We start from the raw sequence: 19,665 nt of genomic DNA, 5'->3' as shown, positions 1-19,665 counted from the left end.
CGTGGCCGCGATCGCTCCATCCCCGCCCTAAAGCTGCTGCATCATTTTGCGGACGCCGGCCACATGCCGGCGGCTGACGATCAGCGCATCGCCATTCAAACCTTTGAGGAACAGCTGGAAATGCCCGAGGGGCGTGCGTTGCAGGCGTTCGATACGGTCGCGCGCGACCAGGGCATTGCGGTGGATGCGCACGAAGCGCTCGCCGAATTCATCCTCCAGCGCCTTCAGCGGCTCATCCAGAAGGACCTCGCCGTGTTCATGGCGCAAGGTGACGTACTTGTGGTCGGCGATGAAGTAGATCACCTGGTCCAGGGGAATCAGCTCGATGCCCTTGCGGGTCCGCGCGCTGATGTGGCTGCGCGGAGCGCTGCCGCTGTCTCCGGCCGGGCGGGTCAGGGCCGCAAGCTGCGTGCGGTTGGGGCGCTCGGCCTTGCGCAGGGCATCGTGCAGGGCATCGCTCTGCACCGGCTTCAAGACGTAGCCGAGGGTGCTGTCCTTGAACGCCTCGAGGGTGAACTCATCTTCGGCGGTGCAGAACACCAGCGCCGGCGGGGCTTCGCGCTCGCACAGGCGGGCGGCGACCTGCAGGCCGTCCATGCCGGGCATGCGGATGTCGAGCAGGACCACGTCGGGCTTGTGGCTATCGATCAGCGCCAAAGCCTCTTCGCCATTGGTGGCGCTGGGCTCCAGCACGGTATAGCCCTCCAGTTCGCCGAGCAGGCGGCTCAGGCGTTCGCGGGCTTGGGGTTCGTCATCAACGATCAGGACATTCATATTGCGCTGGATTCCTGCGTGAGTCTCGCACAAGGCATACGTGGACAATCACGGTGACAGGCCGTCACGGCGACCCACGCTCTGACTCGCACGATGGCTAAAGATTCACTGGTCGACAGCAAACAATGCCGATCCTCTGTCCAACTGTAGACGGTTGCCGCAACACTGCCGTTCAATCGTTGAATATCCCCCGCCAGCGCGACATAAACCCGCACTTGTACCGACCGCCGAGCCCCGTGGCGGCCGGCAACCCTGTTATCATCCGCACACTTTTTCCCGTTCACGCCTTCAACGAGCGAATCCATGAGCACTGACAAGACCAACCAGTCCTGGGGCGGCCGCTTCAGTGAACCCGTCGACGCCTTCGTCGCCCGCTTCACCGCCTCCGTCACCTTCGACCAGCGCCTGTACCGCCACGACATCATGGGTTCGATCGCCCACGCCACCATGCTGGCGAAGGTCGGCGTGCTCACCGACGCCGAGCGCGACAGCATCATCGACGGCCTGAAGACCATCCAGTCCGAGATCGAGGCCGGCAACTTCGACTGGCGCGTCGACTTGGAAGACGTGCACATGAACATCGAGGCACGCCTGACCGACCGCATCGGCATCACCGGCAAGAAACTGCACACCGGCCGCAGCCGCAACGACCAGGTGGCCACCGATATCCGCCTGTGGCTGCGTGACGAGATCGACCTGATCCTCGGCGAGATCACCCGCCTGCAGCAGGGCCTGCTGGAACAGGCCGAGCGCGAGGCGGAAACCGTCATGCCCGGCTTCACCCACCTGCAGACTGCCCAGCCGGTCACCTTCGGCCACCACCTGCTGGCCTGGTTCGAAATGCTCAGCCGCGACTACGAGCGCCTGGTGGACTGCCGCAAGCGTACCAACCGCATGCCCTTGGGCAGCGCCGCCCTGGCCGGCACCACCTACCCCATCGACCGCGAGCTGACTTGCCAGTTGCTGGGCTTCGAAGCCGTGGCCGGCAACTCGCTGGATGGCGTCTCCGATCGCGATTTCGCCATCGAGTTCTGCGCTGCGGCCAGCGTGGCGATGATGCACCTGTCGCGCTTCTCCGAAGAGCTGGTGCTGTGGACCAGCGCACAGTTCCAGTTCATCGACCTGCCTGACCGGTTCTGTACCGGCAGCTCGATCATGCCGCAGAAGAAGAACCCTGACGTGCCGGAGCTGGTACGCGGCAAGACCGGCCGGGTGTTCGGCGCCCTGACCGGCCTGCTGACCCTGATGAAGGGGCAGCCACTGGCCTATAACAAGGACAACCAGGAAGACAAGGAACCGCTGTTCGACGCCGCCGACACCCTGCGCGACTCGTTGCGGGCCTTCGCCGACATGATCCCGGCGATCAAGCCGCGTCATGCGGTGATGCGCGAAGCGGCCCTGCGCGGCTTCTCCACCGCCACCGACCTGGCCGATTACCTGGTGCGCCGCGGCCTGCCGTTCCGTGACTGCCACGAGATCGTCGGCCATGCGGTGAAATATGGCGTTGATACCGGCAAGGACCTGGCCGAAATGAGCCTGGAAGAACTGCGCCAGTTCAGCGACCAGATCGATCAGGACGTGTTCGCCGTGCTGACCCTGGAAGGTTCGGTCAACGCGCGCAACCACATTGGTGGGACCGCTCCGGCGCAGGTTCGCGCTGCGGTAGCACGCGGCAAGGCCCTGCTGGCCAGCCGCTAAGTACACTGGCCCCTTGTGGGAGCTGGCTTGTCGGACCGCCGAACCGCAGCGATAACTATGGTGAATTCACTACAGCTATCGCTGGCAAGCCAGCTCCCACAGGGTCCTGTATTCTTCCTTATTGCTGACTACGCGCCTTCACCACCTTCTCCAGGAAGGTCGGGAACATCGCCGCCTTCGCTTCATTGATCGCCGCCACGTGCGGGTTCTGCCCGATCAGTTCCAGCAGCGCTACCGCCTGCGGGAAGTCTTCCAGTACATCCACGCCATATACCTTCCTGCCCACCGCCCGGGCCAGATCGACGCTGAAGAAGAAATACAGGTCCGCCACGGTGAAGCGTTCACCTGCCACATAAGGCGCGAACAGCCCATTGCGCTTGAGGGTCGCCAGCCCAGCCAGCAGCTCCGGCCAGGCCTTGGCCTTGAGCGGTTCCGGTACTTCGGCGCCAAAGAAGGACTGCGGGTAGAACACGCGCGCGGTCAACTCGATGTACAGCTCGATTTCCTTGACCAGCTCCCAGACCTTGGCCCGGGCGAAAGGCTCGGCCGGCAGCAGCGGCTTGCCGCCTTGGGTCTGCTCGATATAGTCGAGGATGATGTCGGTCTCGCTGAGGAAACCCTGTTCGGTCTCAAGCACCGGGACCTTGCCGCGCGGGCTGATCTTCAGCGAATCCGGAACCTGGCCGCCGAAGAACAGCACTTCCTCGAAGGGCAGGCCTTTTTCCAGCAGCGCCAGTTTGACCATGTTGTAGTAGTTGCTGACCGCGAATCCATGAAGCTTGAGCATGAGGAACAGCCTCCAGGCCGTAAGGGGTTGGCCGCGCTGTTATAGCCGCAACGCCAGGCGACTGACCAGCATCATGCGGACGGCAGATACCCCGGCATTGCCGGCAAGGCCGTGGCACACTGGCTCCCTTGTCCCAAGGAGCACACCATGAGCGACCACGAGATCGACCACGACGACGATGAAGCATTCGCCGAATCAACCCTGATCCAGGCCATTGAAAACCAGCTTGAAAGCGGCGAGCCGCCGGCCGCCCAGGCCGTGTTCAACAAGCTGACCCTGGTGGGCTATGAGCGCGACGACATCCTCAACCTGATGGCCCACGTGCTGGCGATAGAGATCGATGCCATGCTCGGCGAAGACCGCCCGTTCAACGCCGAGTGGTACGAAACCGCGTTGCGCGCCCTGCCGGAGCTGCCGCCCGAGAAGGAATAAGGCAAACCCAGGCAAGGCGACTACACTGCAAGACCAGGCATCCGCAGAGGTGCCGCCCTCCTTTTCTTGAAGTCGGAGTATCTATGTCGTTCACCCCCGAGCTGGTTGCCGAACTGGAAATTCTCGCGCTGTTCAACCTGGACAGCACTCAGGAAGGACTCAAGGTCCATGCCACTGCCGCCCCGCAAACCATTGCCGCGGCAAAACGCCTTTATGAAAAGAAACTGATCGACCAGCCCGACGGCGGCTACCTGACGCAGCTTGGCCATGATGCTGCGGAAGCCACCCAACAACTGTTGACCATCCTGAACGTCGCCGAGCCCGCCTGATACAGCCCGCCAACGGCCAAGCCCGTCGCCTTTGCAACGGGCTTGCCACGACAGATTCGGCGGCGCCGACAAACGGCGCTGGAAAAATGACGTCAAAAATCAAATAGCGCTTATCGCTGTACTCCGACTGCGGCTAAACTCGCCCCTGCCTCCACGACGGCTGGTTTGAGCTTGCGATGAATCTTCCTCACGAAATCCGCCCTGATCTCGACCAGGGTATCGACCGCAAGGTCCTCGGCCAGTTGCGCAAGCGCTTCATGGACCTCAACCAGGGTCGCCTGACCCGCGCCATGGAAGGGCTGTCCAGCCGTCAGCAACAGGTGCTGACCCTGTTGCCGCTGTTCTTTCACGTCAATCATCCGCTGTTGCCGGGCTATGTGTCCGGCAATACCCTGGCCGGTGTCTCCGCCTACGAGCCGGGCCCGCAGGTGCTGGCCGAGGCCCAGCGCCTGACCCGATCGTTTTCCTACAAGGCCAGGCGTGGTGAACGGCAACAGCCGATCCACGGCCTGTTCCTGATGGGCAGCCTGGGCACCCTGGCCCAGGCCGAACAGAGCGACATGGATATCTGGGTCTGCCACGCGCCCGATGCGGACGAGGCGGCCCTGGCCGAGCTGCGCAGGAAATGCCAGCTGCTGGAAGCCTGGGCCGCCAGCCAGGGTGCCGAGGCGCACCTGTTCCTGATCGAGCCAGGCCAGTTCGTGCGCGGCGAGCGCGACAGCCGCCTGAGTTCCGACAACTGTGGCACCACCCAGCATTACCTGCTGCTCGACGAGTTCTACCGCACCGCGATCTGGCTCGCCGGGCGCACACCGCTGTGGTGGCTGGTGCCGGTCTATGAGGAAAGCAATTACGCGCAGTACACCGAGACCCTGCTGTCCAAGCGCTTCGTGCGCAGCGAAGAGGTGCTGGACCTCGGCAACCTGGCGCAAATCCCGCCCGGTGAGTTCGTCGGCGCCGGGCTGTGGCAGTTGTACAAGGGGATCGAGTCGCCCTACAAATCGGTGCTCAAGCTATTGCTGACCGAGGTCTACGCCAGCGAACACCCCGACGTGCGCTGCCTGAGCCTGCACTTCAAGCAGGCCGTGTTCGCCAACATCCTCGATATCGACGAGCTGGACCCGTACATGATGGTCTACCGCCGCATCGAGCAGTACCTGCAACGGCGCAACGAAACCCAGCGCCTGGAGCTGGTACGACGCAGCCTGTACCTGAAGGTCAACCGCAAGATCAGCCAGATGGCCCGGCAAAAACCCAACTGGCAGAGCGAGCTGCTGCAGCGCCTGACGCACGAGTGGGGCTGGGACGAACGCCAGTTGGCCCTGCTCGACAGCCGCAGCCAATGGAAAGTGCGCCAGGTGGCGGCCGAACGCCGGGTGCTGGTCGCCGAGCTGAACCACAGCTATCGCTTCCTCGACCAGTTCGCCCGCAATCTCGGTGCTACCGCACGCATCGACCAACGTGACCTGAACATCCTCGGCCGACGCCTGTATGCCGCCTTCGAGCGTCGCGCCGGCAAGGTCGAGTTCGTCAACCCGGGCGTGGCGCCGGACCTGGCCGAAGACACCCTGACGCTGGTCAACTCGCCGGACCGCAAGGAGCCGGGCCAGACCCATTGGGGCCTGTACAACGGCAACCTGGCCGTGCACGAATGGGAGCAGTTCACGCCGATCAAGCGCAGCCGCGACCTTCTCGACCTGCTGGCCTGGGCCCATCGCAACGGCGTGATCGACAGCGCCACGCGCCTGGCCCTGCATCCGGGCAGCAGCGACCTGAGCGAGTACGAGCTGTTCAACCTGATCGGCAGCCTGCAACAGAGCGTGATGCTGCCATTGAGCACGGTCAGCGACGCGCGCTTGCTGCGCCCGAGCGTGGCCGACGAGGTACTGCTGCTGGTCAACGTAGGCGTCGACCCGCTACGCCATCACCGTGACCTGAACATCCTGATGACCACCGAGCGCACCGATTCGCTGAGCTACGCCGGGGTCAGGGAAAACCTGGTCCTCACCCTGGACCAGGTGACCCTCAACAGCTGGAACGAGGTCCAGGTGCTGCGCTACGACGGCGAGCATGCGCTGTTGCGCTGCCTGCGCGACTATCTCAACAGCCTCGACCACAGCGCCGTGGAAGCCCCGCACCGGCCAAGGCTGCGGGTGCGCAGCTTCTGCCACAACCGCGCCCTGGCCATCGCCCAGCGGGTCGAGGAAGTGTTCGTTACCGCCCAGGCCCTGTTCGACCAGCGTCTGGACCACCGCTACCTGATCCAGGTACAGCAGCATACCCACGTGCTGGAACTGTTCGCCGGCGGGGTGAACCTGGTCTCGGTGGACAGCCAGGCCGCGCTGCTGGCGTACCTCGGCGAAGAACGCCACGGCTACAGCCCGTTGGCCCTGGACGGCAATGTCCTGGAGGAGCACGACCTGGCGCTGGTCCTGCCGCTGGGCCAGCCGCAGTGCCTGCAGGTGTTCTACCGGGTGCAGGACACCTGGGCGGACGTCTACGTGCTGGACGAATACAACGCCCTGTGGCAACAGCGCCTGCCGTTCCATGATGAGAGCAGCCTGCTCCTGCCGTTGCAGCGCTTCCTGCAATCGGTGGTGTTTCGCCGCAATGCGCGGCTGCCGATGGACGAGCAACAGGCCCATCCACTGGACACCCTGTATTACCGGATATTGCCCTCGGGCAGCGGCCGAGCGCGGCAGGTCGAGCCGTGGCAGGCGCCGGAGCTGGCCTTCGACCTGCCCTACTACGAAGTACAGGCAATCATCCAGGCCGCCGCGGACGACGCCATGCACGTCACCCTGTACTGCAACCAGAAGGAGTTTTCCGAGCTGGATCACGGCGACCAGCTATACGCCGTGGTCGCCCGCGAGATCATCGAGCAGCGCCGCGATGCGCAGCGCTATCGCTGCTACATCACCGACCTGGATCTCTCCGACCTGCTTGCCGACGGCCAGGGTTCGAGCATCCTGTACCTGCGCTACAAGCAGGAACTGGAGCGCGTGCTCAACCAGGCCCTGGCGGCGGTCTGATCAGAGATCGAAGTCGCCCGCCGCTTCCGGCTGGTATTCGACTTCCAGCAGCTTGAGCTTGAGGGTCTTGCCGCCGGGCGCCGGCCAGTCGATCTGCTCGCCCACCGACAGGCCGAGCAGCGCGCAGCCGATTGGCGCGAGGATCGACACGTTGCCTTCCTTGCCGGCGTCCTGCGGGTAGACCAGGGTCAGGTGATAGTCCTTGCCGCTGGCTTCCTCGCGACAATGCACGCGGGAATTCATGGTCACCACACCTGCCGGCACCTCATCGTGGCCCACCACCTGAGCAGCGCGATCCAGCTCGCCCTGCAGGGCCAGGACGCCCGGCGCGTTCTCGTCGAGGCTGTCGATCAGGCGCTCCAGACGCTGCACGTCCAGGCGGGTGAGGGTAAGGGAAGGTTTGGTGCTCATGATCCGTTCAGACTCCTTTTGGTAGATCGCATAAAGCAAAACCCCGCCCAAGGGCGGGGTTTTCGAATGTTCGGCAGATGGCCGGTGTGAGACTGACACTAACACAGCCCAGCAATTTCTCAAGACCTCATCGCTGGCGTGCACCGCCGGACCTGTGGGAGCTGGCTTGCCAGCGATGAGGCCAGCAAAAGCCCCACAGACTCAGGAGCCAGTCGCAGCCAGCCGCCGCGCACTCGCCTCGGCACAGATCTCCCGCCGCCGCTGGTCATCCGCCGAACGCCACTCGCGAATATGCTCCACATGGCGGAAACAGCCGATGCACACCCGCGCCTCATCCAGGCGGCAGGTGCTGATGCAGGGCGACTTCACCGCCGGGCTCACGTTGCTGTACAGCGGCTTGGGCGGCCGGATTTCGCTGCTCACCTCAGATCTCTTCGAAATCGAGTTTCTCGCCGGCACGCTCCCAGACGATGCGCTCCAGCATCTCGCCCAGCAGTTCCTCGGTCTTCTCGCAGACCCACTTGCCGCTTTCTTCGTCGTAGTCGAAGTGGAAGCCACCCGAGCGGTCGGCCAGCCATAGCTGGCGCAGCGGCTCCTGGCGGCTGAAGATCAGTTGGGCGCCGTTGTCGAACTTGACGGTCAGCACACCGGCCGAATTTTCCATGTCCAGGTCCAGGTCGCTCTCATCGAACAGGTCTTCCAGTGCCTGTTGGGTCGCGTCTACCAGATCGTGAAAACGCGCTTCGCTCAAACTCATTGCAGGAACCTCGAAAAATGTCTGCTCAACACGCAAGCCGGGCAAGATACGAGCGCCGCGCCGCGAATGCAAAGACAAACGCCAGGCCCGGCACGTGCCGCCCGACGGCTGGCCGGCTACATAGGCAAGGCGCCGGACGCTCGGTATACTCCGGCGCAATACTGCTTAAATCAAAGGATTTCGCCATGAAGCGCCTGATTTCCTCCCTCGCGGCGCTCGTCGCGGTTGCCTGCCTTGTCTCCGCCTGCGGCCAGAAAGGCCCGCTGTACCTTCCTGATGACAGCAAGGACGGCAAGAAGTCGCAATCGCACCAGCACCAGTAAGGGAACCCGATGGACGCTTTCAACTACCGCGACGGCGAGCTGTTCGCGGAAGGTGTAGGCCTGTCGGTCCTTGCCGAACGTTTCGGCACGCCGACCTACGTGTATTCCCGCGCTCATATCGAGGCCCAGTACCGTAGCTACACCGATGCCCTGCAGGGCACCTCGCACCTGGTCTGCTTCGCGGTCAAGGCCAACTCCAACCTGGGCGTGCTGAACGTCCTGGCGCGCCTCGGCGCGGGCTTCGACATCGTTTCCGGCGGCGAGCTGGAGCGTGTCCTGGCTGCAGGCGGCCGCGCCGACCGCGTGGTCTTTTCCGGTGTCGGCAAGACCCGCGCAGACATGCGCCGCGCCCTCGAGGTCGGCGTGCACTGCTTCAACGTCGAGTCCACCGAAGAGCTCGAGCGCCTGGCCCAGGTCGCCGCCGAAATGGGCGTGCGCGCCCCGGTGTCGCTGCGGGTCAACCCGGATGTCGACGCCGGCACCCACCCGTATATCTCCACCGGCCTGAAAGAGAACAAGTTCGGCATCGCCATCGCCGATGCCGAAGAGGTCTACATCCGCGCCGCACAGCTGCCGAGCCTGGATGTGGTCGGGGTGGACTGCCACATCGGGTCGCAACTGACTTCGCTGGAACCGTTCCTCGACGCCCTCGACCGCATCCTGATGCTGGTCGATCGCCTTGGCGATTGCGGCATCCTGCTCCAGCACCTGGACCTCGGCGGCGGCCTCGGCGTGCGCTATCGCGATGAAGAGCCGCCTTTGGCCGGCGACTACATCAAGGCCGTGCGCGAGCGCCTCGGCGACCGCGACCTGGCCCTGGTCTTCGAACCGGGCCGGCACATCGTGGCCAACGCCGGCGTGCTGCTGACCCGCGTGGAATACCTCAAGCACACCGAACACAAGGATTTCGCCATCGTCGACGCGGCGATGAACGACCTGATCCGCCCGGCGCTGTACCAGGCCTGGATGGACATCAGCGCCGTGCGACCACGCGCCGGCGAACCACGCCATTACGACGTGGTCGGGCCGATCTGCGAGACCGGCGACTTCCTTGCCAAGGACCGCGCCCTGAACCTGGCCGAAGGCGATCTGCTGGCCGTTCGCTCCGCGGGCGCCTATGGTTTCGTCATGAGCTCCAACTACAACACCCGTGGCCGCTGCGCCGAAGTGCTGGTCGATGGCGACCGGGCCTTCGAAGTGCGCCGCCGCGAGACCGTAGCCGAGCTGTTCGCCGGCGAAAGCCTGCTGCCGGAGTGACACGATGCTTTTGCGTTTTACCAAGATGCACGGCCTGGGCAACGACTTCATGGTCCTCGACCTGGTCAGCCAGCACGCGCACATCCTGCCCAAGCACGCCAGGCAATGGGGCGATCGCCATACCGGCGTGGGCTTCGACCAGCTGCTGATCGTCGAGGCGCCGAGCAACCCGGAAGTGGATTTCCGCTACCGCATCTTCAATGCCGACGGCTCCGAAGTGGAGCAATGCGGCAACGGCGCGCGCTGCTTCGCCCGCTTCGTCCTCGACAAGCGCCTGACCGCGAAGAAACGCATCCGCGTGGAAACCAAAGGCGGCATCATCGAGCTGGACGTGCGCAACGACGGGCAGATCTGCGTGGACATGGGCCCACCGCGCCTGGCCCCGACGGAAATCCCGTTCCAGGCGCCGGCCCAGGCCTTGAGCTACCCCCTGGAAGTCGGCGGGCAGACCGTCGAGCTGGCGGCCGTGTCGATGGGCAATCCCCACGCCGTATTGCGCGTCGATGACGTCAACAACGCACCGGTCCACGATCTCGGCCCGCAGATCGAAAACCACCCGCGCTTCCCGCAGCGGGTCAACGTCGGTTTTCTCCAGGTCGTCGACCGTCACCGCGCCCAGTTGCGCGTCTGGGAGCGCGGCGCCGGGGAAACCCAGGCCTGCGGTACCGGCGCCTGTGCTGCCGCAGTGGCCGCCATCAGCCAGGGCTGGATGGACTCGCCGCTGCTGATCGACCTGCCCGGCGGACGCCTGTCCATCGAGTGGGGCGGCCCGGGCAAACCGGTGCTGATGACCGGCCCGGCGGTGCGGGTCTACGAAGGACAGGTTCGTCTATGAGTGAGTGCCAGCCATGACCGATCAGCCCCAGGCGCCAGCCGCGGAACCCGACGACAACCTCGTGGAGGGCTCCACGCCCGACGTCGGGGCCGAGGCCGTGGCCGCTTACCTGCGCGCCCATCCCACGTTCTTTGCCGAACATGACGAGCTGCTGCTGGAACTGCAGATTCCCCACCAGCGCGGCGACAGCGTCTCGCTGGTGGAACGCCAGCTCAAGCTGCTGCGCGACCGCAACATCGAAATGCGCCACCGTCTTTCGCACCTGATGGATGTCGCCCGCGACAACGACCGGTTGTTCGAGAAGACCCGCCGCCTGATTCTCGACCTGCTCGACGCCGACAGCCTGGAAACCGTGGTCATGGCCGTGGAAGACCGGCTGCGCCAGGACTTCCAGGTGCCCTTCGTCAGCCTCATCCTGTTCGGCGAAAATGCCGCGCCGGTAGGCCGCTGGGTTCCGGCCAGCGAAGCCCAGCAGGCCATCGGCGGCTTGCTGTGTGGCGGCAAGACCGTGAGCGGCAACCTGCGCGACCACGAGCTGGACTTCCTGTTTGGCGAGGCACAGCGCAAGGAAGTCGGCTCCAGCGCGGTGGCGGCCCTGGAAAACCAGGGGCTGCACGGCGTCCTGGCGATCGGCAGCCGCGATCCGCACCACTACAAGAGCACCGTCGGAACCTTGTTCCTCGGCTACATCGCCGAAGTCCTCGGTCGCGTCGTACCACGCCTGACCCAGACCCTGCGCCCGGTACGCTGAATGGAGCGCCAGTTGGAGGCGTTCTGCAACCATCTGCGCAGCGAGCGGCAGATGTCGGAGCACACCCGGCTGGCCTACCGACGCGACCTCGACAGCGTCCTGGCATTCTGCGCCACGGTGGGTATTACCGAGTGGAAAGCCTTGCAGATCCAGCATCTGCGTCAGTTCATCGCGCGCCGGCACCATCAGGGCCAGTCCTCCCGCAGCCTGGCCCGCCTGCTTTCAGCGGTGCGCGGTTTGTACCGATACCTCAACCGCGAGGGCCTCTGCGAGCACGACCCGGCCAACGGGCTATCTGCGCCCAAGGGCGAGCGGCGTCTGCCGCGCACGCTGGATACAGACCGGGCCCTGCAACTGCTGGAAGGCGGTGTCGAAGACGACTTCCTCGCCCGCCGCGACCAGGCGATCCTGGAGTTGTTCTATTCCTCGGGCCTGCGCTTGTCGGAGCTGACCAGCCTCGACCTGGAGCAGCTCGACCTGCCGGCAGGGCTGGTCCAGGTGCACGGCAAGGGCAGCAAGACCCGCGTCCTGCCGGTGGGGCGCAAGGCTCGCGAGGCACTGGAACACTGGCTGGCCCTGCGCGCGCTGAGCAACCCCAAGGACAGTGCCGTCTTCGTCAGCCAGCAGGGCCGGCGCCTGGGGCCGCGGGCCATCCAGCTACGGGTAAAGGCTGCAGGTGAGCGGGAGCTGGGCCAGAACCTGCATCCGCATATGCTCCGGCACTCCTTCGCCAGCCACCTGCTGGAATCGTCCCAGGACCTGCGTGCCGTCCAGGAGATGCTCGGCCACGCCGACATCAAGACTACCCAGATCTACACCCACCTCGATTTCCAGCACCTTGCCGCGGTCTACGACAGCGCGCATCCTCGTGCCAAACGCAGTAAGGGCGACGACTCATGAGTATCCAGCTGATTACCTTCGACCTTGACGACACCCTGTGGGATACCGCGCCGGTGATCGTCAGTGCCGAAGCGGTTCTGCGCGACTGGCTGGCGGCCAATGCGCCAAGCCTCGGCGCAGTGCCGGTGGAACACCTGTACGCCATTCGCGAGCGGGTGGTGCAGGCCGAGCCAAGCCTCAGGCACCGCATCAGCGCCCTGCGCCGGCGCGTGCTGTTCCATGCGTTGGAAGAGGTGGGCTACAGCAAGCACAAGGCCCGCGAGCTGGCCAACGAAGGCTTCGAAGTGTTCCTGCACGCACGCCATCAGATCGAAGTCTTCCCCGAGGTGCAGCCGGTGCTGGAACTGCTGCGTCGCCACTACACCCTGGGCGTGGTCACCAACGGCAACGCCGACGTGCGGCGCCTGGGCCTGGCGGATTACTTCAAGTTTGCGCTCTGCGCCGAGGACCTGGGGATCGGCAAGCCGGATCCGGCGCCGTTTCTCGAAGCGCTGCGCCAGGGTGAGGCGGCTGCCGGGGCGGCCGTGCATATCGGCGATCATCCCGGCGATGACATTGCCGGGGCCCAGCGCGCCGGCCTGCGGGCGGTTTGGTTCAACCCGCAGGGCAAGGCGTGGGAGGCTGACGGCAAGCCGGATGCGGAGATTCAGCGCTTGTCGCAATTGCCGGATGTCCTCGCCCGCTGGCGCTAACCTCTCCATCAGCCTTTGCAAAAAACCTGTGGGAGCTGGCTTGCCAGCGATTGCGTAAGCCCGGACAACATCGCTGTCATGGCCGGCCTCATCGCTGGCAAGTCGGACCGCCGCACCGCAGCTCCCACAAGGTACGAGTCGCCCTTCAGGCATAAAAAAGCCCGCTGTGTAATGGCGGGCTTTTCGTTACGACGGTCTCAGATAGGACGACTGCCGTATTTGTTGTCAGGCTTCTTGGGCGGATCGGCGACCACGTTGGCCTCGACTTCCTGCACCTTGCCACCGCGCGCCAGGAACTCTTCCATGGCACGGGCAAGCGCGTCGCGCTCCTTCTGCTTGGCTTCCATGCTCGGCATCTCGTCGACCGAGACCGCTGCCTTGGATTTGCCCTTCGCCGCAGGGGCCGGGCTGTCGTCGCCAGCGTCTTCGGCTACGTCATCGGCCGCCGCTTCGAGGCCTTCATCGCCCTCGTCTTCATCGCCTACTTCGAGGTCGTCATTTTCCAGATCGTCGTCGCTCATGTTCTACCTCATGACTTGCGAAAAGCAGATTAGTTATAGACCAGTCGCCGTAGAGGTTTACGACTGCTGGAGAAAGATCATCGATCACGTGTTGCCCATGATCGACAGCGCCCGCCGCTACCGCTGGCGAACGCTGTGCAGGCCCTTCAGAGCCTGACCAAATAAAGAGCTGCCGGTTCAAATAACCCCGGTTTCGTCCCCGCCGATCGGCTCGCTCAACAGCAAGCCTAGCAAAGGGCCATGAAGTGTGTGAACAGGCCACCATCACCCCACGGCGCGCATTCTAGCGTGCCGGATGAAAAAGCAAAGTGCCTAAAACGCCCCGCAGACTGTAAGTTTTCCGCTGACAATCGGACAGCCTTTGCAACAAGAATGAACCTGCAGCGAAAAACCGTTTGCTTGCCGTGCGCAGAGCAAATCCGGGACAAAAAAATGCCCGGCAAGCCGGGCAAGTTTTTTTCTCGGCGGGTTACAGGTTGTAGCCACGCTCGTTGTGTTGAGCCAGGTCGAGGCCGACCGACTCTTCTTCTTCGTTCACACGCAGGCCCATCACTACGTCCAGCACTTTCAGGATCACGTAGGTGACGATGGCGGTGTAGATCACGGTGAAGCCGACGCCCTTGGCCTGGATCCAGACTTGCGCGCCGATGTCGGTCACAGTGCCGAAGCCGCCCAGGGCCGGTGCGGCGAACACACCGGTAAGGATTGCACCGACGATACCGCCGACGCCGTGCACGCCGAAGGCATCCAGCGAGTCGTCATAGCCCAGCTTGCGTTTCAGGCTGGTGGCGCAGAAGAAGCAGACCACGCCGGATACCAGGCCGATCACCAGGCCGCCCATCGGGCCGGCAGTGCCGGCGGCAGGGGTAATGGCAACCAGGCCGGCAACCACACCCGAAGCGATGCCCAGGGCGCTTGGTTTGCCGTGGGTGATCCATTCGGCGAACATCCAGCCCAGCGCAGCGGCGGCAGTGGCGACCTGGGTCACCAGCATGGCCATGCCGGCAGTGCCGTTGGCAGCAGCAGCGGAACCGGCGTTGAAGCCGAACCAGCCGACCCACAGCATCGCCGCGCCGACCAGGGTGTAGCCCAGGTTGTGCGGAGCCATCGGGGTGGTCGGGAAGCCTTTGCGCTTGCCAAGTACCAGGCACGCCACCAGGCCGGCGATACCGGCGTTGATGTGCACCACGGTGCCGCCAGCGAAGTCCAGCACGCCCCAGTCCCACATCAGGCCGCCGTTACCGGCCCAGACCATGTGCGCGATTGGCGCATAGACCAGTGTGAACCAGACGCCCATGAACACCAGCATCGCGGAGAACTTCATGCGCTCGGCGAATGCACCGACGATCAACGCCGGGGTGATGATCGCGAAGGTCATCTGGAAGACCACGAAGACCGCTTCCGGGAAGGCCGCCGTCAGGCTTTGCGGGGTCACGCCGGCGAGGAAGGCCTTGGAAAGGCCGCCGACGAAGGAATTGAAGTTGGTGACGCCTTGTTCCATACCGGTGGTATCGAAGGCCAGGCTGTAGCCGAAGACGACCCACAGCACGCTGATCAGGCCGGTGATGGCGAAGCATTGCATCATCACCGACAGCACGTTCTTCGAACGCACCATGCCGCCGTAGAACAGCGCCAGGCCGGGGATGGTCATGAACAGCACGAGGGCAGTGGCAGTCAGCATCCAGGCGGTATCGCCGGAATTGAGCGCAGGAGCCGCAGTGGCCGCAGCGGTTTCCTCGGCCAGCGCGACAGCTGGCATTACGAGGGACAAAAGGGCTCCTAGCCCTGCGAATTTACGCAGAGTCATGTTGTTTTCTCCTGGGGCGTTGGGTTTGGGGCGGCTTTTGTTAGATCGCGTCGGTATCGGTTTCGCCGGTACGGATGCGGATAGCCTGTTCCAGATTCACCACGAAAATCTTGCCGTCACCGATCTTGCCGGTGTTGGCGGCCTTGGTGATGGCTTCGATGACCCGGTCAAGATCCTTGTCGTCGATGGCGACGTCGATCTTGACCTTGGGCAGGAAGTCGACCACGTACTCCGCGCCGCGATACAGCTCGGTGTGACCCTTCTGCCGACCGAAGCCTTTGACTTCAGTGACAGTGATGCCCTGCACGCCGATTTCGGACAGCGACTCGCGCACATCGTCCAGTTTGAACGGCTTGATGATGGCAGTGACTAGCTTCATGAAACTCTCTCCCGAATAGGTGGACTTGCCCCAGGAAAACAAACCCGACTCAAGTCTAAGCGCAGTGCCTGGGCTTTGTAACGTTTCGTCAGCCTTTAATCCGTAGGGCTGACTGGCGAAACCGGCACCAGGCAACAAACTTCGTGTCATCGCTCCGCCTGAGCACTGCCTCGTCCTGGGACTGCATCAGTGCATGGGTCACGATGGTCTTAGCAGAAACAGTGCCATGTCAGGGAAACCTCCGGATTACAACGACTTGGAGGGAATATCCCGTCTTGGCCAGTAGCCAGCAGGCAAATGGACGCACTACAACGGTGCGCGGCATCGGCGAGACATGTTCAAAAAGCGTGCAGTGAGAGGTGGCCAATCGCCCGTGCTACACTGCCCGCCCTCTTTTCGAAACAGGAGCGTCCGACATGCTCGCGCCCAAAGCCTTTCTCGATGCCCTGAGCGACCAGGCCTCGCGCCTGTTCAGCAATGACCCCACGCAACCGCGCAGCGAGCTGGAGAGCCAGTTCAAGGCGCTGCTGCAAAGCGGCTTCAGCAAGCTCGACCTGGTCAGCCGTGAAGAATTCGACAGCCAGATGGTTGTCCTGGCCCGCACCCGCGCCCGCCTCGAAGCACTGGAAGCCAAGGTCGAAGCACTCGAAGCCCGCCTGAACCCCATCACCAGCGAGTGATGTTCCGGTTGCCGACCGGCGCGCCCCTGCGCTGGTCTTGCGGCCAACCCTCCTGCCTTTTCCGCTGCTCGTCCCGGCCTTCGTTCGCCTGTCGCTTGTATAGGGGGAGGGGGTATGCAATGCTGCGCCCTATCCGATAGGCAGGGGGGGTATAGCCATGTCACACACCCACGTTAAAAAGGACGCGCTGCTCAAGCGCGTGAAGCGCATCGCCGGTCAGTTGCAGGCGGTGGAAAAGGCCCTGGAAGAAGGTGCCGACTGCGGCAAGACCCTGCACCTGGTGGCGGCCACCCGCGGCGCCATGAACGGGCTGCTGGAGGAAATCATCGAAGACCACGCCCGCGAGCATGTCGCCAACCCCGAGCTAAGCGACGAAGAGCGCGCCCGGGGCGTGGAAGAACTGCTCGAAGCCATCCGCCGCTATTCGAAGTGAGCACCGTCATGACCGAGCACACGCACGACCATCAGTTTCTCGGCTCCGCCCATGACCAGAACGCTCGCCGCACCTTGTGGGTGGTGATTCTCACCCTGGTGATGATGGCGGCCGAAATCGCCGCCGGCTACATCACCGGCTCCATGGCCTTGCTGGCCGACGGTTTCCACATGGCGACCCATGCCGGGGCGCTGGGTATCGCGGCGGCGGCCTATGCCTACGCGCGACGGCATGCGGGCAGTTCCCGCTACAGCTTCGGTACCGGCAAGGTCGGGGACCTGGGTGGCTTCGCTTCGGCGCTGATCCTTGGCATCGTGGCGCTCAGCGTCGGCGTCGAATCGACCATCCGCCTGTTCCAGCCGGGCGAGGTGCAGTTCGACATGGCGATCTTCATCGCCGTGATCGGGTTGCTGGTCAATATCGCCAGTGCGCTGCTCCTCGGGCATGGCCACAATCACGACCATCATCATGAGCATGGCCACGACCACCCTCATCACCACGACAACAACCTGCGTTCGGCCTACCTGCATGTGATCGCCGATGCGCTGACGTCAGTGCTGGCGATCGCCGCGCTGCTGGCAGGGCGGTTCCTGGGCTGGGTGTGGCTGGATCCGCTGATGGGGATTGTCGGTGCGCTGGTGATTGCACGCTGGTCATGGAGCTTGATGAAGGTCACGGCCGGAGTGCTGCTGGACCAGACGGACGAGCATGTCGCCGAAGAGATTCGCGAACGGGTGGAAAAGCCGGGGGATGCGCGGATTACCGACCTGCACGTCTGGCGGGTCGGGCCTGATGCGCATGCGGCGATTATCAGCGTGGTGGGCAAGGCCGGGGTGGACCTGGCGAGTATCCGGCAGCGGCTGGTGCCGGTGCATGAGGTGCGGCATCTGACCGTCGAGGTGCAGGCGGGGTGAGAACGGCCCTGCTAATTGCATCGTATAGAAGGCATTTGGTAGTAAAGACCGTGAAATGACTTCTATACGATGCAATTCCAGGCTGTACAACATCCATTGGTGCGGCGCGAACCCTGTGTGGCGGGTTCACCCGCGATTGCGATGGTGAATTCACTACCGCAATCGCTGGCAAGCCAGCTCCCACAAGGTCCGCGCCGGGCACGAGTGCTGCGGTTGACCCAGAACCCTGTGGGAGCTGCGGTTCGGCGCTCCGACTTGCCAGCGATGAGGCCATCAGCCTCACCGTGGATCCGGCGATGTACCCGGCCCCTGTGGGGGTTTACCCGCGATTGCCTCTCCATCACTTTTTAACCTTATCAAAGACCTTGGCCCGCTTCTCCGACATCAAGCTGCGGGCCACACCAATATTCCAGGCATCCAGCATCCTGGTGCCGATCAGTTCGAATTGCGGGTTCTGCCCGAGGTACTCGAGCATTTCCTTTCGAGCATCGCTGATACCGTCAGCGATCTGCTGCAGGGTCTGTTCCACGACCCGCTCGGAAAACCCGCACGTCACGCGTCCGAACTGAGCCAGCCGCTTATGCTTTGGAAACGCCTTACTCCCTTCCATCATCAGCGCCATCATGTCCTGCGGGCTGTAGGGCGTGGTGGTGACGATGTCATAGGCAGGGGCCAGCTTGATCACGGCGTCCTCGCTGGTGCTGTCGTACATGAGCGCAAAGTTCTTCATGTGAGCGTCGCCGCCTCGCACCGCCGCCGACAGGGCCACACAACGAAAATATTGCAGCAATGACGCCTGACGCAGCGATGGCTCGACCCACGTATTAATCTGCCGCACGCCACCTTCATAGCTGCCATCGTACTTGCGATTGGCGCCCCAGCCGTTGAGCACGCAGAAGTCTTCAAGGCCCAGATAGCCCTGCTCGCCGATATCGAATCGCTCGACGATCAGAAACTTGCCGCCGTTGCTCAATTGAAATCCAGGCACCTCCAAACCAGCCAGCTTGGCGGCTCGCATGCAGAAGAACTCATTCGCGGCCAACTCAGGGTAATCCTCATCGCGCCAGGCCTTGACGATGTGCGTCGCTCCCCGGTGCGTAACCCGCTCGACGCCTTCGACATCCTCGTCGCGCACAAGCACCTTCGGCTGCACCCCGGAAACGCCTGAATACTTGGCATATCTGGCAAGCAGATCCTCGAACAGTCCCTGCGCACCATCATGGACAAGCAGCTCATGGATGGAGGTGCCTGGCATCGAGCCTTCTGAATCACCACCCACGATCACTCGCCCCAACTGGTGAGGGCCTACGATGCCCAGCAGATCGAGATCGTCGAATCCATGGATGACCTTGGCGAACATCTGCTGCAGTCGGCTTCTGAGAAAGCCCTCGGGCAGGTTCATCTCGAAGATGGGATGCAGACCGCGCTCCCAAAGGTAGTCATCCCGGCGTACTGGCATCGTCAATGACACCGCCTGGCCTTCTGCAGCCGAATCGCGATATCTGAAGGACGTGGCGCCCAGTGTAGAGTCCGCGCGCGCCAGGCTGCCGACATCCAAGCCCCTTACCGCCACGTTCAAGGCTTCATTGCTCATGGAAGTTGGCCTCTTTCAGCTGGTCCAGCGTTGGTCGCCGGCGCTGGGCGACAGCCGTCAGGGTATATCCAAGCATGTTGAGGATGGCCTCGACCTTGCGAATACCAATCTCGGGCACGGTATTGTTTTCGATCCCGGAGATGGTCGAGCGGCTCATGCCCAACTGGCTTGCCAGTTCTGACTGCGAAAGACCTTTCTGTTTGCGGAGGTTCTTGATGGTCCGGCCGATGGCTTCCATTTTTGCACCGTATACAAGACATTTCTGGCTGAAGGCTAGCATATGACTTGTATAGCATTCATTCTGAGTATGAAGCGATCATCGAGTTTCTACTGCTCACCCTCCGGACACACCAAGAAGT

General features: G+C 63.4%; 23 protein-coding genes. 13 read left to right on the top strand and 10 right to left on the bottom strand.

Features of this window, described 5'->3' with window-relative positions:
* Positions 1–27: 27 nt before the first annotated feature.
* Positions 28–774, bottom strand: a complete 747-nt coding sequence (locus CSV86_RS26780; protein WP_009395694.1) for a LytR/AlgR family response regulator transcription factor — start codon at positions 772–774, stop codon at positions 28–30.
* A 303-nt stretch (positions 775–1,077) separates the two neighbouring features.
* On the opposite strand from CSV86_RS26780, the gene argH reads away from it, so the two are divergent.
* A complete protein-coding gene (argH, locus tag CSV86_RS26775; protein WP_009395695.1) occupies positions 1,078–2,472 on the top strand; it encodes an argininosuccinate lyase in 1,395 nt (464 codons plus the stop codon).
* A gap of 118 nt (positions 2,473–2,590) precedes the next feature.
* Here argH and CSV86_RS26770 read toward each other — a convergent pair whose 3' ends face one another.
* The gene (locus CSV86_RS26770) at positions 2,591–3,259 is read right to left on the bottom strand and encodes a glutathione S-transferase family protein (protein WP_009395696.1); all 669 of its coding nucleotides are present in this window, start codon (positions 3,257–3,259) and stop codon (positions 2,591–2,593) included.
* A gap of 147 nt (positions 3,260–3,406) precedes the next feature.
* Between CSV86_RS26770 and CSV86_RS26765 the strand changes: the two genes are divergently transcribed.
* The 3 genes from CSV86_RS26765 (at position 3,407) to CSV86_RS26755 (ending at position 7,052) form a co-directional block, all read left to right on the top strand.
* The gene (locus CSV86_RS26765) at positions 3,407–3,691 is read left to right on the top strand and encodes a hypothetical protein (protein WP_009395700.1); all 285 of its coding nucleotides are present in this window, start codon (positions 3,407–3,409) and stop codon (positions 3,689–3,691) included.
* Between the two features lie 83 nt (positions 3,692–3,774).
* Complete coding sequence (locus CSV86_RS26760) at positions 3,775–4,020, top strand: TIGR02647 family protein (protein WP_009395701.1); 246 nt, start codon at positions 3,775–3,777, stop codon at positions 4,018–4,020.
* 176 nt (positions 4,021–4,196) lie between these two features.
* Positions 4,197–7,052 carry a class I adenylate cyclase gene (locus CSV86_RS26755; RefSeq protein WP_009395702.1) on the top strand — a complete coding sequence of 952 codons (2,856 nt, stop codon included), beginning with the start codon at positions 4,197–4,199 and terminating at the stop codon, positions 7,050–7,052.
* On the opposite strand, the gene rnk is transcribed toward CSV86_RS26755, so the two are convergent.
* The 3 genes from rnk to cyaY form a co-directional block, all read right to left on the bottom strand.
* Positions 7,053–7,463 carry a nucleoside diphosphate kinase regulator gene (rnk, locus tag CSV86_RS26750; RefSeq protein WP_009395703.1) on the bottom strand — a complete coding sequence of 137 codons (411 nt, stop codon included), beginning with the start codon at positions 7,461–7,463 and terminating at the stop codon, positions 7,053–7,055.
* Between the two features lie 201 nt (positions 7,464–7,664).
* Complete coding sequence (locus CSV86_RS26745; protein ID WP_009395704.1) at positions 7,665–7,886, bottom strand: DUF1289 domain-containing protein; 222 nt, start codon at positions 7,884–7,886, stop codon at positions 7,665–7,667.
* A gap of 1 nt (position 7,887) precedes the next feature.
* Positions 7,888–8,220: an iron donor protein CyaY gene (cyaY, locus tag CSV86_RS26740; protein ID WP_009395705.1), complete on the bottom strand. Its 333-nt coding sequence runs from the start codon at positions 8,218–8,220 to the stop codon at positions 7,888–7,890.
* A gap of 185 nt (positions 8,221–8,405) precedes the next feature.
* On the opposite strand from cyaY, the gene lptM reads away from it, so the two are divergent.
* From lptM to CSV86_RS26710, 6 genes are read left to right on the top strand one after another with little or no spacing between them, the layout of a single operon-like run.
* Positions 8,406–8,543, top strand: coding sequence for an LPS translocon maturation chaperone LptM (gene lptM / locus CSV86_RS26735; RefSeq protein WP_009395706.1), 138 nt, complete (start codon positions 8,406–8,408; stop codon positions 8,541–8,543).
* A 9-nt stretch (positions 8,544–8,552) separates the two neighbouring features.
* Positions 8,553–9,800, top strand: a complete 1,248-nt coding sequence (gene lysA, locus CSV86_RS26730; protein WP_009395707.1) for a diaminopimelate decarboxylase — start codon at positions 8,553–8,555, stop codon at positions 9,798–9,800.
* Positions 9,801–9,804: 4 nt separating this feature from the next.
* Complete coding sequence (gene dapF / locus CSV86_RS26725) at positions 9,805–10,635, top strand: diaminopimelate epimerase (RefSeq protein WP_009395709.1); 831 nt, start codon at positions 9,805–9,807, stop codon at positions 10,633–10,635.
* A 13-nt stretch (positions 10,636–10,648) separates the two neighbouring features.
* Positions 10,649–11,386, top strand: a complete 738-nt coding sequence (locus tag CSV86_RS26720; protein WP_009395711.1) for a DUF484 family protein — start codon at positions 10,649–10,651, stop codon at positions 11,384–11,386.
* On the top strand, positions 11,387–12,286 hold the full coding sequence (gene xerC, locus CSV86_RS26715; RefSeq protein WP_009395713.1) for a tyrosine recombinase XerC: 900 nt from the start codon (positions 11,387–11,389) through the stop codon (positions 12,284–12,286). It begins immediately after the preceding gene.
* Complete coding sequence (locus tag CSV86_RS26710; RefSeq protein ID WP_009395715.1) at positions 12,283–12,978, top strand: HAD family hydrolase; 696 nt, start codon at positions 12,283–12,285, stop codon at positions 12,976–12,978. The genes xerC and CSV86_RS26710 overlap by 4 nt, the downstream gene beginning before the upstream one ends.
* Before the next feature lie 197 nt (positions 12,979–13,175).
* Here CSV86_RS26710 and sutA read toward each other — a convergent pair whose 3' ends face one another.
* The 3 genes from sutA to glnK form a co-directional block, all read right to left on the bottom strand.
* The gene (sutA, locus tag CSV86_RS26705; protein WP_009395717.1) at positions 13,176–13,499 is read right to left on the bottom strand and encodes a dormancy-specific transcriptional regulator SutA; all 324 of its coding nucleotides are present in this window, start codon (positions 13,497–13,499) and stop codon (positions 13,176–13,178) included.
* A gap of 469 nt (positions 13,500–13,968) precedes the next feature.
* The gene (locus CSV86_RS26700; protein WP_037058946.1) at positions 13,969–15,306 is read right to left on the bottom strand and encodes an ammonium transporter; all 1,338 of its coding nucleotides are present in this window, start codon (positions 15,304–15,306) and stop codon (positions 13,969–13,971) included.
* Between the two features lie 40 nt (positions 15,307–15,346).
* Positions 15,347–15,685 carry a P-II family nitrogen regulator gene (gene glnK / locus CSV86_RS26695; RefSeq protein WP_002555808.1) on the bottom strand — a complete coding sequence of 113 codons (339 nt, stop codon included), beginning with the start codon at positions 15,683–15,685 and terminating at the stop codon, positions 15,347–15,349.
* 416 nt (positions 15,686–16,101) lie between these two features.
* On the opposite strand from glnK, the gene CSV86_RS26690 reads away from it, so the two are divergent.
* From CSV86_RS26690 to dmeF, 3 genes are all read left to right on the top strand, one after another.
* Positions 16,102–16,365: an accessory factor UbiK family protein gene (locus tag CSV86_RS26690; RefSeq protein ID WP_009395804.1), complete on the top strand. Its 264-nt coding sequence runs from the start codon at positions 16,102–16,104 to the stop codon at positions 16,363–16,365.
* A gap of 157 nt (positions 16,366–16,522) precedes the next feature.
* The gene (locus CSV86_RS26685) at positions 16,523–16,798 is read left to right on the top strand and encodes a metal/formaldehyde-sensitive transcriptional repressor (protein ID WP_009395812.1); all 276 of its coding nucleotides are present in this window, start codon (positions 16,523–16,525) and stop codon (positions 16,796–16,798) included.
* Positions 16,799–16,806: 8 nt separating this feature from the next.
* Positions 16,807–17,712, top strand: a complete 906-nt coding sequence (dmeF, locus tag CSV86_RS26680; RefSeq protein ID WP_009395813.1) for a CDF family Co(II)/Ni(II) efflux transporter DmeF — start codon at positions 16,807–16,809, stop codon at positions 17,710–17,712.
* A gap of 340 nt (positions 17,713–18,052) precedes the next feature.
* On the opposite strand, the gene CSV86_RS26675 is transcribed toward dmeF, so the two are convergent.
* Positions 18,053–19,306 carry a type II toxin-antitoxin system HipA family toxin gene (locus tag CSV86_RS26675; protein ID WP_009395814.1) on the bottom strand — a complete coding sequence of 418 codons (1,254 nt, stop codon included), beginning with the start codon at positions 19,304–19,306 and terminating at the stop codon, positions 18,053–18,055.
* Positions 19,296–19,544 (bottom strand): helix-turn-helix domain-containing protein, encoded by a 249-nt coding sequence (locus CSV86_RS26670; RefSeq protein WP_009395815.1) that lies wholly within the window; start codon positions 19,542–19,544, stop codon positions 19,296–19,298. Before CSV86_RS26670 ends, CSV86_RS26675 begins: the two co-directional genes overlap by 11 nt.
* Between the last annotated feature and the right edge of the window lie 121 nt (positions 19,545–19,665).

The organism is Pseudomonas bharatica CSV86 (genome assembly GCF_000319305.2).
Lineage (GTDB): Bacteria > Pseudomonadota > Gammaproteobacteria > Pseudomonadales > Pseudomonadaceae > Aquipseudomonas > Aquipseudomonas bharatica.
This window is presented reverse-complemented; position numbering and strand designations above follow the sequence as displayed.